Here is a 16,381-nt window from a genome sequence, read left to right on the forward strand (position 1 = left end):
GATCAGTTTTTCGCCGCCTTCATTCCCTCGGCGGCCTGGAACCCGGTGTTCTTTTTGATCGTTACGCTTTCGGTATCCACCGTCTGCGTGATGCGCAGCGGGGCAAAGCCTTCCGCGTCGTTCTTGACGATGCTGACGTTGCTGCAGTAGTCGAGCTTGATGGCTTCGCCTTCCTCGATGGCGGGGTAGTCGGTGCTGAAGACCATTTTGTTGCCGGAGATGGTGAGGCCTTCGCAGGAGCGCGCCTCCACCATGTGGCCGTTGAAGCTGCGGATGGTGTTGTCGATGAACTTAATGTTGCGGTGGTAGCGGCCTTCGCCCATGTGCTGGGTGTCGTTGAACAGCGGGGAGGCGAGCAGGGGATAGCGGTTGTCGCACGCAAAGCCAATGTTGACGAACTCGTTGTTGCGGATCACCACGTCTTCCACCGCGCCGGACTCGTACCACTTGTTGTTGTCGCCCTCGATCAGGATGCCGTGCATCTGCGAGGAGAGGTGGTTGTCTTCGATCAGCACCTTGCCCTTGGTCGTGACCAGGATGCTGCGCGCGCGGTTTTCGCGGACGATGTTCTTGCGGAAAACCAGATCCGGATACCACGTCAGGTTTTCGACCGAAAGGGGCACATTCGGCATGACCTCGGGAACCTCCTTGAGCGTCAGGACAAAACGGTGTTCGTTGAGGATGCGGATGTCTTCAATCGTGGTTTCGAACAAGGGCAGGACGGTCAACCGCGACATCAGGCAAACCTTGTCGCCGGGTTCGCCGAAGGTCAGGCCCCATTGCTGGAAGTGGCTGATGTTGCAGAGGAGTTCCTTGTTGCCCAGGTATTCCGCCACCGGCACATACGCGCCGTGCACGTTGATGGCGTCGTCGAGCATGTGCTCGAACACGCAGTTTTCGACCTTGATCAGGCCCTTGCAACCGATGTAGTGCGTGGCGTCGGCGCGGGTGGAAACGATGCGCTCCTCGGTGGAGGTGACCTTCATGCCGTCGAGCGTAATGTTTTCGGTGCGCTCGACGATGAGCCCCATGCCGCCGGCATCGTGGACGACGACGTTCTCGATCTTCAGGTCTTTCGAGTTGGTCACGTGGATCGCCGGGCAAAGGCGGCTGGTCGGATGGACGCCGTGGGCCACGAGGATGGTGCCGACCGGCGGCGGCTCCTTCTTGAAGCCCCCCTCGATCTTGATCCGGTTCTTGCCGGGCTTGGAAACCTTGATCGGCTTCCAGCTGTTGAGGGCGTAGCGGTCGGTGTCGTAGATGGGCGCCCGGGTTTCCGGATCCCAGACCATGTTGGAACCAATCGGGTCTTCCTGCCCCATGCGGTCGAACAGCAGCTGCCCGTTCTTGATTTTGTGGGGGTAGCGTTTTTCATCCAGTTCGAACACGGCGGCTTTCTTTTCCACATCACGCTCGATGCATTTGAGTTCGGCGTGGAAGGACTGTGCCCAATCGATGGAAAAATTCCTGAGCGTTATTCCTTCAACACGTTCGATGGTGAACGGAACCACGCGGCCGTGCATCATGAACATCGAGCCGTTGCCCTCGATGGTGATGTTCCGGTGGTTGAACAGTGGAAAGACCATGCGCTTGAGGCCGTTGTCGTGGTTGGCCACGGCGCGGTGCATTTCGAGCGCGTTTTCGGCATGGAACTCGTAGTCCCCTTTCGGGAAGCTCAGCGTGACGCCCGGTTCGTTTTCGATGCTCTTGATTAAACTGTTCAGGGCATACGTGCCGTCTTGCCCGGGTACAATGCCGTGTTCGGCCACGTTGACGATGCGGCCTTCCGCCACGAGTGCCCCCAAGGCAATGGTGCAAGTTATCAGTGTTTTCATGACTCCAACCTTTCAATCGATTTAATTCCGAACGGGCAACCCAAGTGATCCCAGCCCATTGGAATGTTCAATTTATAGGTCAGATGCGAGGCAATCGGCTATATCACATCCCGTAAAAGAAATGCGTAATTTTGCCAATGGAGTGCGGCACTTCGGTGCCGCTTTTTGCAGCAATGATCGTGGAAAAGCGAAACAGCAAGTTTCGCACTCCATGTTTTCAACGCTTCGCCTCCAGCAGCGTTTTCAGCTTAGCCACGAGCTCCGGCTGCTTTTCGGCAATGTTGAGGGTTTCTTTTTCGGGGGAGGTGTGGTCGTAGAGTTCAACGAAGCCGTCTTTCTGGTGCACGATGATGCGGTGGGTGTCGGTGCGTAGCGTTGCTTTGTCGGCGCGGTAGGCGAGGGCGGTGTGGCCGGCGGCGGAGGGGTCGTTGAGCTGCGGCAGCAACGATTCGCCTTGGGCAAAGGTTGGTTTTTCAACGCCGGTGAGGTCGCACAACGTCGGGAAGAGGTCGAGCGTTTCCACCACGGCATCGGTTTTTGCGCCGGGATGGCCGATGCCCGGATAGTAGACGATGAGCGGCGAGTGGAGCGCTTCCTCGAAGAGGCTGTGCTTGCCCCAGATCGCATGTTCGCCCAGGTGCCAGCCGTGGTCGCCCCAGACCACGACGATGGTGTTTTTGTCTGCGCCGGTTGCCTTCAGGGCGGCCAGAATGTCGCCGACATGCTTGTCGGCATAGGTGACGCAGGCGGCATAGTGCCGGCGCACCTCTTCGGAAAAGGCGGGGTCTGTGCGCGGGTCCTTGCCCCAGCGGTTGTATTTCATGAATTCGCCGGAGCTGTGCCAAGTGGTTTTTCCCTGCGGCTTTTCCGGATGCGGAACCGGCGGGAGCTGCACGCCGTTATAGGGTTCCATGTATTTTGCCGGCGCGCCGAACGGCAGGTGGGGCTTGATGAGGCCGATGGCGAGGAAGAACGGCTTGCCCGCTTCCGCAAGCTCGCCGAGCTGCCTGATGCCCTCCTCGGCAATCAGCCCGTCGGGATAGATGGTGTCGGGGCCTGCCGTGCTTTGGAACAGATCCATTTTGCCGGCCTGCTTGCGGATTTCGCCATGGGCCAGGCCGTGCATGGCGCCAACGGGGGTTTCCCACTCGCCGCACGGCATCAGGTGCCGCGACCACGCATTCGGGATTTCAATCTTCGAATCATCGTTCCAATCGTTTCCCCCGCGCCCGCCGGGATGGTGCGAAACCTTGCCGACGGACACCGTGGTGTAGCCGTGGGTGCGGAACCATTCCGGCATGCTCGGCGGAACCGAGGCCGGTTCCTTTTCCACTTGCGCGGCGCGTTTGAACAGGGCGTCGTTGCCGGGCGCGCCATAGCGGCCGGTTAGCAGCGTGCAGCGCGACGGGCCGCAGCTCGGGGCGTTGACATAGTGGCGGTGGAACGGGCGGCCCAGCTCCGCCAACCGGTCGATGTTGGGCGACTCGACATAGTCCGCCCCGAACGCTTTCAGCTCCGGGCGCAGGTCGTCGATGCACAGCAATAGGACGTTCCGGGGCGGGGGGGCGGCAAGGGCAGCAATGGCGGATAGTGTAATTAGCAAAACGATCTGTTTTTTCATGAAGGCTCCATTTATGGGATGGGACGGTGGCGGGAAACCATAGTGGACAGAGTACACAAACCATCCGGCGCAAACCCGCCAGCGGCAGGGGGGGGTGCCGATGCCGTTTGCCGGTGTGGCGGGTCGGTTGGCGGAATCGCGCATTTCTTTTGCGGGAACGTATATTGAAGCGTTGGAGGTTTGGTGGTTTTTTAGAGACCATCAAGTCCAAGTCGGAGGGCGCAATGGCTTGTATGGTGTCCAGGCTAGGGAGTTTGGATGGAATATCAATTCGTTGAGCAACTAAACCCAATACTGAGGAGTACAGGATGAAGAAATCACGAAAGCGAACAACATTTGCAATGGGCGCATGCCTGATGCTGGCCGTTTCGGCCCAGGCCGCGACATATGAGTTTACGTCGGGCGAAGGTTTCACGAACGGTGCCCTTGCCGGGCAGGCGGGCTGGTCTGGTGACAACGAGAACACCGTGAACACGAATGATGGCGGCAGCGTATTGTTCCCCGCCGCGGCAGCGTGGCGATCCAATTATGCCGCCGACTCGTTCGATTCGGCCAACAACCGGTTCACGGCGGCCGCCGACTTGTCTTGGGTTGAGGCTGCCACCAACGGCGGCAACGATGTGGCCAGTATCCAGATCCAAGGCGGTGGGAATTCCATTCGCGGCTACATCACCCGCGTACAAAAGAAAAACCCCGAAGGCCACTCGGTGCTGTATGCCTTGAATATCAAGAACAGCCTGGATCAGGCCTGGGAATACGAAAACGTGAGCCAATCCGTTTTCGGTGTAAACGATGTTGATGATTTTGAAACCGACCCGATGCACCTCTCCATGACGCTGGAACGCGGCGCAAGCTCCAACGAGTGGGCCTATACCCTGTCGGTTTCCAATCGGGTCAGCGGCGACACCGTTGAGGTCTCCGGCGTAGACAAAACCAGCAGCAGCAACTTTTATGCGGCGGCAAGCTATGTTGCCGGCATCAATTCTTCCCGGGACGATTCAACCAGCGGATGCAGCAACCGCATGGTGCATGCCTTTTACTTCGATGCAACCTATGTTGCACCGCCGGGGCCGACCATTGTTCGTTGGGGAACAGCGGGGGGCGATGTCAACATCGTGACCAACGGAACCCAGGACTTCGTACCCTATCCGGCATACACGGCATACGGCGACAATCGCGAATGCAATCCCATCATTGGAACCAACTACTATGCGGATGCAACCGACCGTTCACCGGTATTCAACCATGCCGGTTCCAACGGATCGAACACCAAGAGCGTGACCGAAGACGGCAGTGGCGACTTTATTGCCTCGGCCAAGAACCAGCTGGCCTATCGCAAGATCGTGACGTGGGAAAACTTCCTGGTCGATAACCACACGCTGGACAGCCTTGCGGTTGAAACGCGCCGCAGCGCCAACAAAGGCGACGACTATTCCTATTTCCGCTGGATCATCAAGAAAGGCACCGGCGAATGGTTTGCCAGCGCCGAGGTTCCCACGACTGCAGGCTTTGCCCTCTACGAAGAAAATGATCCGGCTGCAATCAGCTGGTACAGCTTCAACCCATACCAACAGATCGACAATGTGACTTTCGCATCCAACTCCACGGCCATTACCATGGATGATGTGTTCGTTGTTGGAACCTTCTCTTCGTTCACCAACTCGGATGGCGGATATTGCGCGCTCCAGACCCGCTACTTTGAAGCCACCGCCAATCCCGGCCAGGTTTCCGAAACCTTGCTGCAGTGGGGCGATACCGGGGGCGACACCAACCTGGTTTCGGCGACGCAGCAGTTTGTCGACCGCGGTACTTCCGATATCGAAAACTACACCGGCGGCACAACCTCCACCCCGCCGATCGGCGTTGACTATTACCCGGACAATACCGACCGTTCGCCCGTCATCAATGCGGCGGTCAACCTGAAATGGGCCAACACCATCGGAATTGGCGATGGCGATGACTCCATATACTACGCCCACAACAATGCGAACCTGGAAGGGATGTTTGTGTGGGAAGACTGGACCCAGGATCCGGCGGAAGTGGTTGCTCTTTCCATGGAGATCAAGCGTTCGGGTACAGGTAACTCTAACACGGTTGTGCGCTTCCTTGTTGAGAATAATGTAGGAGACTGGTTTGCCTCGGAACCGCTTGAAGTGACGACCAAGGATGCCTACACCAGCGTTGTGGGCAATGCGGGCGGTATGACCTGGTTTGAGTTCACCCCAATGAACAGCAAGGTGGTGGGCTTTGGGGCGGTGGCCTCGCCGGCGATGACCAATATTGTATCGGCCGGCTACTATGTGCAGGCCCAAGGCCCGGGGGCTTGGAATGCCGTGAACACGCGATTGTTCCGGGTTTCCGGCTATGCCGAAAGCACTGAACCTCCCGCATCGTCCTACGAAATCTGGGCGGCTCTCAAGGGCCTGACTCCCGGCGTGAACGATGGCAAGGCCGACCACGCCGACTCCGATACCCTCAACAACTGGGGCGAGTATGTCTTTGGCGGCGATCCGCTCGACGGTGGAAACATCGGCTCGCAGCCCGTGCTGGGCGCCGGGGCCGGCGAATATGTCTGCTACCTCATCGGCGATGACGCCGTACGGGCCGTCGTGAAGGCCACCGACAATCTGACCATGCCGAATTGGCAGCCCATCGCCACCAACGATGTCAGCGCCACCGACGGCGTGCTTGGCGCCTACACCAACGCGGTCGATACTTCAGGCGGCAAGCTCTTCCTGAAACTCGAAGTGGAATAAGGCGATGGAGGGGCGGGTGCCACCCCGTCCGCCGTGCTTCGAACACGAACCCCGTCCCCGTGGCGGGGTTTTTCGTTTGGGCGCATGGCAAGATGGCGCATGTTTTTTGCCGCAATGGGTATGGCATCGGAGGGTACGAAATGGTTCTCTTATCCGAGGAGCAAACAATGGCCAATGCGATGGTCAAACAGGTTGGGAAGGAAGCACACGCCAACGACGCGTCGTTGGTCTACGATCCACCGTGCGGGGAGGGGAAATATATACTGACCCCGCCCGCATCGCCCCGGCCGCGCCTCCATGGGCCGGCGGTCTTCGGAGTCCGCCCCGGCGCGCCCTTCCTCTACACCATTCCGGCAACCGGGGAAAAACCGATCCGCTATTCCGTGGTGGGCCTTCCCGCCGGATTGCGCGTCGATGCGCAATCCGGCGTGGTTTCCGGAACCATCGAGGACCGCACGCCGCGTGAATATGCCCTGACGCTGAAAGCGGAAAACGAACGGGGAACCGCCGAAAAACCCTTCACCATTTTCGTGGGCGACACGATCTGCCTGACGCCGCCGATGGGCTGGAACTCCTGGAACTGCTGGCAGGGCGATGTGAGCCAGAAGCATGTGTACGACTCGGCCGTCTCCATGGTGACCCAGGGACTCCGCGACGTTGGATGGAGCTACATCAACATCGACGATGCGTGGCAGGGCCTGCGCGGCGGCGAATTCAACGCCATCCAGCCCGATCCCGACAAGTTTCCCGACATCCAGGCGATGTGCAACGAAATCCATGCGCTGGGCCTCAAGGTCGGGATCTATTCAACGCCGTGGGTCACCACCTATGCCGGCCGCATCGGCGGTTCGTCCGACACGCCCGAAGGCGAGTGGAGCAAGGAGGTCCATGCCCCGGACGACTATCGCCCCTCGAAGGTGTCCTACCGGGTTGCCCCCTATGTGTTCGATGAAAACGATGCGGCGCAGTGGGCCGCCTGGGGGATCGACTATCTGAAGTACGACTGGAGGCCGAACGATCCCGAAAGCACGATCCGCATGGCCGAGGCGCTCAAGGGCTGCGGGCGCGATGTGGTCTATTCCCTCTCCAACGGTGCGCCCATCGAGCATGCCGAACTCTATGGCCGCATTGCCAACTGCTGGCGCACCGCAGGCGATCTGAAAGACCGGTGGGACCAGGACGGGTGCCACCTCAACATTATCGAACAGTGGGAGCAGCACCGCAACTGGATCGAGCAGGGTATGCGCGGCGGTCCCGGCCATTTCCCGGATCCGGATATGCTCGTGGTCGGCGAGTTGGTGACCAGCCACGAAGCCGAGCATGCCATTGCGCCATCCCAGCTGACCCCCGATGAGCAGTACAGCCACATTTCGTTGTGGGTGCTCTGGGCGGCGCCGCTTTTGATCGGCTGCCCGATCGAAACCCTGGATGCCTTTACGCTCAACCTGCTGACCAACTCCGAGGTGCTCGAGGTGCACCAGGATTCCGTCGCCGTGCCCGGCATCTCGGTGCGCATCCAGGATGGTATCGAAATCGTCGTGAAGGAGCTGGCCGATGGCGGCAAGGCGATCGGCCTGTTCAATCTCAACGACGAGGCGCAGGTGGTGACGCTCGATTGGCGGGAGGCCGGCCTTGAAGGCAAGCAAACCCTCCGCGACCTTTGGCGGCAAACCGACCTCGGTGTTTTTGAAGATCGGTTCAGCGCGCGCGTCCGTTCGCACGGAGTAGTGTTGATTCGAACCCAATAATTTGGTCAGATTCGACGCTCCCGTCCCCATTTACAGATATGGATAACCAAAGGTTTTGATATGAAGATGTTTCGTTCACTGGCACTGTTTCCCTTGTTTATTGGCTTGGCGGTCTCTGCGGCGCAGAGGCCCAACGTGGTCATCATCTATGGCGACGACGTTGGCTTTGCCGACATCGGCATCAACGGCTCGGTCATGATTCCAACGCCGAACATCGACCAGCTGGCCCTGGAAGGGCTCAACTTTACCGACGGCCACTGCTCGGCGGCCACCTGCACGCCGTCGCGCTTCTCGATGCTCACCGGCCTCCTGGCCTTCCGCCACAACGCGCGCGTGCTGCCGCCCGACGCCCCGCTGCTCATCCCGACCGACAAGCTGACGCTGCCCAAGCTGTTCAAGCAGGCCGGCTACCACACCGCCGTCATCGGCAAGTGGCACCTCGGCATCGGAACCCCGGGCGTCCAGACCGACTGGAACGGCGACGTCAAGCCCGGGCCGCTCGAGATCGGCTTCGACTATTCCTTCCTGCTGCCCTCCACCAACGACCGCGTCCCGTGCGTCTACCTCCGCAACCACCGCGTTGTCAACCACGACCCCAACGATCCGATTCACGTCGGCAAAACGCTCAACGATGTTCAGAAACCCGGCAGCACGCAATATCCCGATGGCCGAACCAACCGCGAGTCCATGACCGTCTACCAGAGCACCCACGGGCACAACGACAGCGTCATCAACGGCATCGGCCGCATCGGCTACATGTCCGGCGGAAAGGCCGCGCTATGGGACGAGCAAACCATCTCCGATGTCTTTGTCGACGAAGCCCACGCCTACATCAAGGAGCACAGGAAGGAGCCCTTTTTCCTCTACTTCGCCTCGCAGGATATCCACGTTCCGCGCTATCCGCACCCGCGCTTCCAGGGCGCCACCCAGCTCGGCCACCGCGGCGACGCCATGGTGGCGTTCGACTGGACGGTCGGCCAGATCATGCGCGCGCTCAAGAAATACGACCTCGAGCAAAACACCATCGTCATCTTTTCCTCCGACAACGGCCCCGTCTACGACGACGGCTATGCCGACGGCACCACGGTGCTCTGCTCGCAGGAGGAATCCGACCGCGGGCACGATGCCTCCAGCGTCTGGCGCGGCGGAAAATACCAGATCTACGAAGGCGGCACCCGCGTACCGTTCATCATCCGCTGGCCCGCCAAGATCAAGCCCGGCCTCTCCCCGGCCATGGTAAACCAGGTCGACTTCATGGCCTCCTTCGCCCACCTGCTCGGCGTCGAGCTGCCCGAAAACGAAGCCATCGACAGCCGCAATATCCTCCCCGCCTTCCTCGGGGAGACCAAGGTTGGCCACCAATACATGGTCGAGGAATCCTTTGGCCTCGCCCTGCGCGACCGCCACTGGAAATATATCGAACCCGTCCAGCCCAAATGGCCCCAGGGCCGCGACCCCATCGAGGAATCGCTGCACGACCTCAACGCCGATCCCGCCGAGCAAGTCAACTTTGCCCCGCTCCATCCCGAAAAGGCCGAAAACATGAAAGCCATCCTCAATAAACTACGCACCGGAACCGGCGCCCGCGGAACGATTCAGTAGCACCTGCGGCAAACAGCGCGGATGGTAGGCAGAAAACCATTTCCCGGTGCGGGTGGTTTTTTTGAACCACTGATTCACACCAATGAACACGAATTCCCCTCTGCGTCCGCACCGAAAAATAGTCATGTCGTTAATCGTCTTGTGAAAAAAAAACTGGTTGGAGGGCGAGGTTCCATCCGAGCCGTTCGTGGAGGGGCGGACGCTGCCCGCCCGGGCGCACGGCGTGCGCCCCTCCATCCGCCGCTTCCCCTTCGCAACCCCACCGTCGATCCTCGCCGAGCTGGCTCTTTCGGAATCGCCGGCCTCCAATCCTTGGAAAGAAACATGAATAATAACATGGCGACGGGGGCTCGTGCTCCATACCATCCCCATAGATAAGCCGGACGAGCCGGGGTGGCTCAGTCCAACAAGATTTTATCCTCCTGCTCTTCAACCTGCTTCAACAGAGAGGACGTTTGGGGAAGCAGGAGGGATAAAATCCTAATCGTTCGGTACATAAAAAATGAATGATGTTTCAGAATATACGTTGCTAGATAAATTCAGCCTTCATCAAGGGAAGATCGCCTGCGATTTATTCGAAGAGAAACGCATTGATTTTCAAATCGAAATGGCTGACTCCCCACATCAGGATATTAAGCCATGGCAATCGTTATGGGGAGGATCATTTGGGACAGAAGAAACCTCTGTAAATATCTATGTTCTGAAATCGTCACTTGAACAATGCATCACAATTCTAAATGAACATAAAAATAAACCGAATAAGGATCAAAAAGGGGGGCGGGCGTGCTTCAAGGAAGCACCACTAGAGCCGGCTAAGGTGCCGGTCTTTTGATCTTTGTAAAAAAGGATTATTCGGGTCCGACTGTGCGGACGGCCGACAGAGCCGGGGCGGCTATGGATGGTTGCCCGTTTGGCGGGGCAGGCGGGACGCCCGCGGTACAGCAATCGGTACGCCGGCGGTGCGGCGCCATTTCCCGACGGGTGCAAGAAAGCCCCCGCTCCGTTGGAAGCACCCCTCGATCCTGTTCGCTCGCGCCAACGGATGAGGCCGGTTTCGGGCAGAAGCATTATACGGCAGAAAGCTTCGGTGCTGGGATCGGGTCGCACGGTGGGGCAGGCGGGCCGCCAGCGATGCCGAAAAAAGATCAGGCCGCCTAAGTCGTGTTATTCAGGAAAGGTGATGCGCGCAAAAATGCGATGGCTTTGTACCTTGGCTCTACGTAGATTTTAGAGGCAACGAATGCATGGAACACGAAGTGAGAGTGCCAGCTTCAGTTCAAGAGGTTTTTGATAAATTGTTTTCGGCCTTTCCGGCGGTTGCGGTCGGTAGGGCGGTGTGGCGCAAACGCGCATGTTTTTTGTGGGTTCCTCTATATGATTCTTGCCGGTTTCATGTTTGATTAAACCGATCCGGCCATGGGCGGCCGGTGAGATGATGGGCTATATGAAGGCAATTTTGGTTCTACCCTTTTCGTGTTTGTTCGCAACCGTGTCGGCGATGGCCTGGACGGGGGGGACGAATGAGGCGGATTGGATCCAGCTGACGAACGAGGTTGCGGCGAGCCGCGCCCAACTCACGAACCTGATGGGCCAGGCCGATGCGGCGGGGTTGAACACGGATTATGCCTATGTGTCGCAGGTGGTCATCGACCGGTTCCAAATCTACGCCACGTATGACTATGAGCATCCGGAGGAGGTCCATGAGGCGTTCACGAATGTCTGGTGGAACAACAAGGTTCCCGACCCGGACTTTCCGATCAACCTGCCGTTCGATGAGATGCAGTCGTGCCTGGAGGTTTCGAGCAATGCGATTGCCGAGCTTCAGGCGCAGCTGGCCACGAACCGGGTGCTGCAGGCGCCGGTTGATTTCACGACGGGAACCATGGCCTTCGGGGCGGGTTCCTGCCTGCGCAACGGCGAACCGGTTTTCCCGAGCGACTTCACGTGGATGCCGGACGATGAAGATCTGCTGGTGGCCTTTGGCCGCATGGGCGGGACCTACTATGCGCTCTCCGACATGTCGGACTCCAACACGGTCAAGGCCAGCGCCATCAGCAGCGATTCCGAGAGTCTGGCCGGGCAGACCGCGCGCAACCTGGCGTTCGGCCAATATTTCATCGGGCACAAGGCGGCGGGCTGGATGAAGGAGGAGTATCCGGAAATCGAGGATGGAGGGCGGAACTTCGTGACCTACGATACCGACAGCCCGCTCATCCGGGCATGGTTCACCCAACTCTTCGGGCAGTATATCCCGCCCGTTTGCGCGGCGCAGGGCGACCAGCCGCGCATGCACCTGCTGGCGAACGAACCAAACTTTGCCACCCGCGAGGGGGGCTGGCTGGCCGAGAACGGGGTGTCGGCCAATACGATGGACGGGTATGAGGAGTGGATCTCCGAAAAATATGCGACGATCTCCAACCTGAACGCGACCTATGGAACCTCCTATGCCGACTTCCATGCGGCGCGGAACGGCATGACCCTGCCGATTCCCGTTTCGTTGCAAGGCCGTCCGGCCTGGTACGACTGGTGCCGCTTCAACATGGACCGGGTCAACGATTTCTTCCAGTTCCTCAAGGACGGAGCCCAGGGCAACGATCCGGACGGTGCGCCGGCAACCATCAAGATTTTGGGCGGCCAGCTGGCCAATTCGTGGCGCGACGACGGGATGGACATGGAATTTCTCGCGAATCTGATGGATGTGACGGGCGCGGATCTGCACGTCGTTCCTGCGGGCGCGACGGTCATCCAAAGCAAGCTGGACATGGAGTGGGCCACCGACTATGCGCTCGACTGGCGCGAGCAGTCGATGATGCTCGATTTCTATAAATCGCTCCATCCAGACAAGCCCTACTACGATTCCGAATGGCACGGCTTCGCCACCGGGAAGTGGCGCCATTTTTCGATGGATCGCGACTATGTGCGCTCTTCGCTATGGCTCGGTTTCTCCCACGGCATGAACGGTATCCAGTCCTGGGTGTGGGGACGGAAGAACACCGGTAGTTTCCTCGATGTGAATTCCGACTTCATCGGCGATATCCTGACGCAACCGACCGCGCTCGATGCCTACGGCCGGGTGATGAAGGAACTCAATGCCCACGCGGGTTCCGTGACGGCGCTAGCGAAGCAGGAGCGCCACTTCATGGTCTATTATTGCGGGGAGGCGGCGATTCAGGATCTTACCTATGTGGACGGAATCGAAGAGGTCTACGAGGCGTTGAAATTGCTCAACCTACGGGTCGGCTTCGCAACGCCATCCACCATCGGTTCGCTGGCCACCAGCCAGGCCGTGGTTGTTCCGCCCACCGCATTCATCTCGGATGCGAGCCACGATGCCCTGGTTGCCTTTGAGCAGTCCGGGGGCCATGTGGTGCTGGTGAACGGCGCCTCGGCCAGCTTCGGCACGAACGAGCTGGGCTTTGCCGTCTCGGGCAACACGAACCTGGCGCCCTATGCCGAGGTGGCCTTTGGCGATCCTTCCGCCATGGCCGACGATCTCGGTGCCGCGCTCGCGCCACTCAAGCCGGCCGTTCCGGTTTTGGCAACCGTTACGGGTGGCGCATCGCAACCGGCCTACGGCGTTTTCGTGAACCAGGTACAGGAGCCCGGAAGCGGGGAAACCACGCTGGTGCTGATCAACGTCCACAAGGAGCCGCGCACCGTTGCCTTGTCGCTCGCTTCCGGAATGGGGGCGGACTACCGCAACCTGGTGACCGGCCAGCTGGTTCCGGACACGCATGCGTTGCAGCCCTACGACGTGCTTTTGCTCAGGACGGAAAATTCCGCGCCCCGGGTTGCCGGAACGATCGTGCAATGGGGCGAGCCCGGGGGGGATGACGGCATCGTCACCAATGGCCAGGATTTTTCCAACCTCTACAACACCTACAACGTGGGCAACGTGGCGAGCCCGCTCCAGGGGCCGGACTACTATCCCGTCAGCGCCGGCCGCTCACCGGTTTTCAACCATGCCGCCAATAAGGCCTACAACGTGAAGCGGATCGGCGACGGCGGAGCGGAGGGCGACTACATCAACACCGCAAAGAACGATGCCGACTATTCCGCCATGGTGGTTTGGGAAAACTTCATCGCCAACCATGGCACGCTGGAAAGCCTGGAGATCGAGACCCGCGTCAGCAATGCCACCGACACGCCATCCCAGTTCCGCTGGTTGATCCAAAAAGGCGGAACGGCCTGGTATGCCAGTGCCCAGATCGACACGACCGGCTCCTATGTATCCTACTCCAATAATGCGCCGGAAACGGTGGACTGGTACCACTTCACGCCTTTCGTTGGAGGAACGGCCTCCGTTGGAGCCAAGGCCAGCATTGATCTTTCGGACATCTCGGCGGTCGGCTACCATGCCACGTTCCAGCAACCCGGCACGGTGGCCTACCGGGCGAGCCAGACGCGCTACTTCAAGGCCACCGCAAGTTCCGCTGTTGCTGCATCCGGGTGGGACGGTTTTGTTTCAAGGTATGGACTGAGCGGGGTTTCAACCCATGACCAGGATGGGGATGGGAAGTCGGATCTCTACGAATATGCCCTCGGAGGGAATCCGACCAACCCGGCCGACCAGGGGACGGCGCCGTTCATCGAATACCATCCCGGCAACACGGTGGGCTGTTTCAATCTCGAAGTCGATAGCCCCGTTCCCGGCATCACCTATTGGCCGGAATGGACGGACAACCTCGTGACCGGTTCGTGGAGCAGCGCCTGGAACCTGGAGACCAACCACCCGGCCATTCCGGGCTATACCCAGGCCGAGCGCCGGCTCGATGGCGGCACCAACAACCATCTTTTTTTCCGGTTGTCCATTACCCAGCCGTGAAGTGAGATCCGCTTGCCGGGGGGGGCATTCGGCGGCTCACCCAGCCCGTGTTCCAGCCCGTCGCTGACCGGCCTCAATGGCAAGATCGAACATATCATTTGCGCGAATGACGGTATGAATATGGTTTCAATCCGCTATTAATATTTTTCTTTGTGAGCAGAAAGGGCGTCTGATGAAAAAGGATTTATCTCTGGTTTGGATCGTTGTGGCCATGCTGGCGCCACTGGCGGCCAGCGCGTTGCAGGTGGTGGAAATCAAGCCGGGCGAGGGCGACATGACGCCCGTCGTTCGCGAGGCGATTGAACAAGCGACCGATGCGGAAGTGAAGCTGGTGTTTGCGAAAGGGAAATATTTTTTCCGGCCAGACCATACCAAACAAAAATATTGCACCATCACCAACCACGACAACGGGCTCAAGAACATCGCTTTCCTGTTCGATGGCTTCAAGTCGGTGGAGATTGAGGGCCATGGTTCCGAGTTTATTTTCCATGGGCAGATGTTGCCGTTCCTCTTCGAAAACTGCGGGAAGGTGACCGCGAAGAACATGGTGATCGATTGGGATATCCCGTTCTGCTTCCAGGGCGAGGTTGTGGCGGTTAACGAGGCCGAGGGCTGGCGCGATATCAAACCGGCCACCCAGGGGTTCAACTGGTCGGTGAAAAACGGCCATCTGGTCTATCCGGACATCGATGGCTTTTCCTATGCGTCCGTTGGCAGCACGCTGGCGTTCGACCCGGAGACCAAGGAGGTCTCCCATGGCGCGTGGGACTTCACCAGCCAGCCGACCGAGGTTGAAGAACGCGGGGACGGCATCCTGCGTTTCCACGAAAAGCTGAAGCATTGGCCCAAGGTTGGGCAGATCCTCAACTCCAAGGGGAAGATGAACCGCTATGCCCCGGCGTTCCATGGCAAGTCCTCCAGCAACCTGACGTTCGATGGCATCGTGATCCACCATTGCCTAGGCATGGGCTTCCTGCTCGAGCGCTGCGACACCGCCACCCTTTCCAACGGCGGCATCCATGTGCGCGAAGGCTCCGACCGCGTCGTGTCCATCATTGCCGATGGAACCCATTTCGCGAATTGCAAAGGCGACATCCTGGTTGAAAACATGCGCTTCAAGGGCATGCTCGACGATAGCACCAACGTGCACGGAACCTATGTTGCGGTCGATGGCGTCCTCGACGAAAAGACCGTCCGCATTCAGCTCATGCACTTCCAGCAGCTCGGCTTCGAGTTTGCGGGGGTGGGCGACGAAATCTGGTTCATCCACCAGCCCAACCCAACCCGCGGCGCCGTGAACACGGTCGAAGGCGTGAAGGTCGTCAACGACCGCTTCATCGAGTTGACCTTCAAGAACCCGGTTCCGGAAAACCTGGTGAAAGGCGATGTGCTCGAAAACAAAACCTGGAACCCGAAGTTCACCATGCGGGGCAACAGCTTCGAAAAGCACCGCGCCCGCAATGTCGTCATCAAGACGCCCTTGCCGATCGTGATCGAAGACAACGACTTTTCCTCCCACATGTCGGCTGTGTTCCTGCGCGGCGAAACCTTCTACTGGTTCGAGTCCGGCAACGTCGAGGACGTGCTCATCGCGAACAACCGTTTCAAGGATTGCGCATCGAGCGGCATGGAGCACGCGGTCGTGCTCGTCACGCCCAGGCTTGGGAAAACCTTCGATGCCACCGTCCCGTTCGATAAAAACATCCGCGTCATCAACAATACCATCGAGACGTTCGATAACCGCATCCTATGGGCCGACCGGGTGGATGGCCTGCTCTTCAAGGACAACACCATCAAGCAGACCCGCTCCTACGATCCCCAGTGGAAGGATGCCCACCTGTTCGACTTCACCCATTGCCGGAACGTCCGGTTGATCGGCAACACCTACATCGGTGACCACCATAAAACCGTGCTCGCCGACGAGGCCTCGAAAAAAACGCTGAAGATCAAAGGCAACAAGGGATTTTAGTGGTTTAAACCGCTAAGAAGCGAGG

8 protein-coding genes are annotated in these 16,381 nt (G+C 59.1%); 6 read left to right on the forward strand and 2 right to left on the reverse strand.

Features of this window, described 5'->3' with window-relative positions; all coding sequences use genetic code 11:
• Nucleotides 1-2: 2 nt before the first annotated feature.
• Together E9954_RS29605 and E9954_RS29610 are read right to left on the reverse strand one after the other, a co-directional pair.
• A complete protein-coding gene (locus E9954_RS29605) occupies nt 3-1,835 on the reverse strand; it encodes an alpha-1,3-galactosidase-related protein (RefSeq protein ID WP_136082903.1) in 1,833 nt (610 codons plus the stop codon).
• Between the two features lie 217 nt (nt 1,836-2,052).
• Nucleotides 2,053-3,456, reverse strand: coding sequence for a sulfatase (locus E9954_RS29610; RefSeq protein WP_136082904.1), 1,404 nt, complete (start codon nt 3,454-3,456; stop codon nt 2,053-2,055).
• Between the two features lie 308 nt (nt 3,457-3,764).
• On the opposite strand from E9954_RS29610, the gene E9954_RS29615 reads away from it, so the two are divergent.
• The 6 genes from E9954_RS29615 to E9954_RS29640 all read left to right on the forward strand — a co-directional run bounded on the left by E9954_RS29615 (nt 3,765) and on the right by E9954_RS29640 (nt 16,356).
• Nucleotides 3,765-6,212 (forward strand): hypothetical protein, encoded by a 2,448-nt coding sequence (locus tag E9954_RS29615; RefSeq protein WP_136082905.1) that lies wholly within the window; start codon nt 3,765-3,767, stop codon nt 6,210-6,212.
• Nucleotides 6,213-6,379: 167 nt separating this feature from the next.
• Entirely contained in the window at nt 6,380-7,960 is a 1,581-nt protein-coding gene (locus tag E9954_RS29620) for a putative Ig domain-containing protein (RefSeq protein ID WP_168442685.1), read from the forward strand.
• A 60-nt stretch (nt 7,961-8,020) separates the two neighbouring features.
• A complete protein-coding gene (locus E9954_RS29625; RefSeq protein WP_136082907.1) occupies nt 8,021-9,562 on the forward strand; it encodes a sulfatase family protein in 1,542 nt (513 codons plus the stop codon).
• A 502-nt stretch (nt 9,563-10,064) separates the two neighbouring features.
• On the forward strand, nt 10,065-10,394 hold the full coding sequence (locus E9954_RS29630; RefSeq protein WP_136082908.1) for a hypothetical protein: 330 nt from the start codon (nt 10,065-10,067) through the stop codon (nt 10,392-10,394).
• 612 nt (nt 10,395-11,006) lie between these two features.
• A complete protein-coding gene (locus tag E9954_RS29635) occupies nt 11,007-14,387 on the forward strand; it encodes an alpha-amylase family protein (protein ID WP_168442686.1) in 3,381 nt (1,126 codons plus the stop codon).
• Nucleotides 14,388-14,559: 172 nt separating this feature from the next.
• Nucleotides 14,560-16,356, forward strand: coding sequence for an alpha-1,3-galactosidase-related protein (locus E9954_RS29640; RefSeq protein WP_136082910.1), 1,797 nt, complete (start codon nt 14,560-14,562; stop codon nt 16,354-16,356).
• Nucleotides 16,357-16,381 lie beyond the last annotated feature (25 nt).

The organism is Pontiella desulfatans, assembly GCF_900890425.1.
Classification (GTDB): domain Bacteria; phylum Verrucomicrobiota; class Kiritimatiellia; order Kiritimatiellales; family Pontiellaceae; genus Pontiella; species Pontiella desulfatans.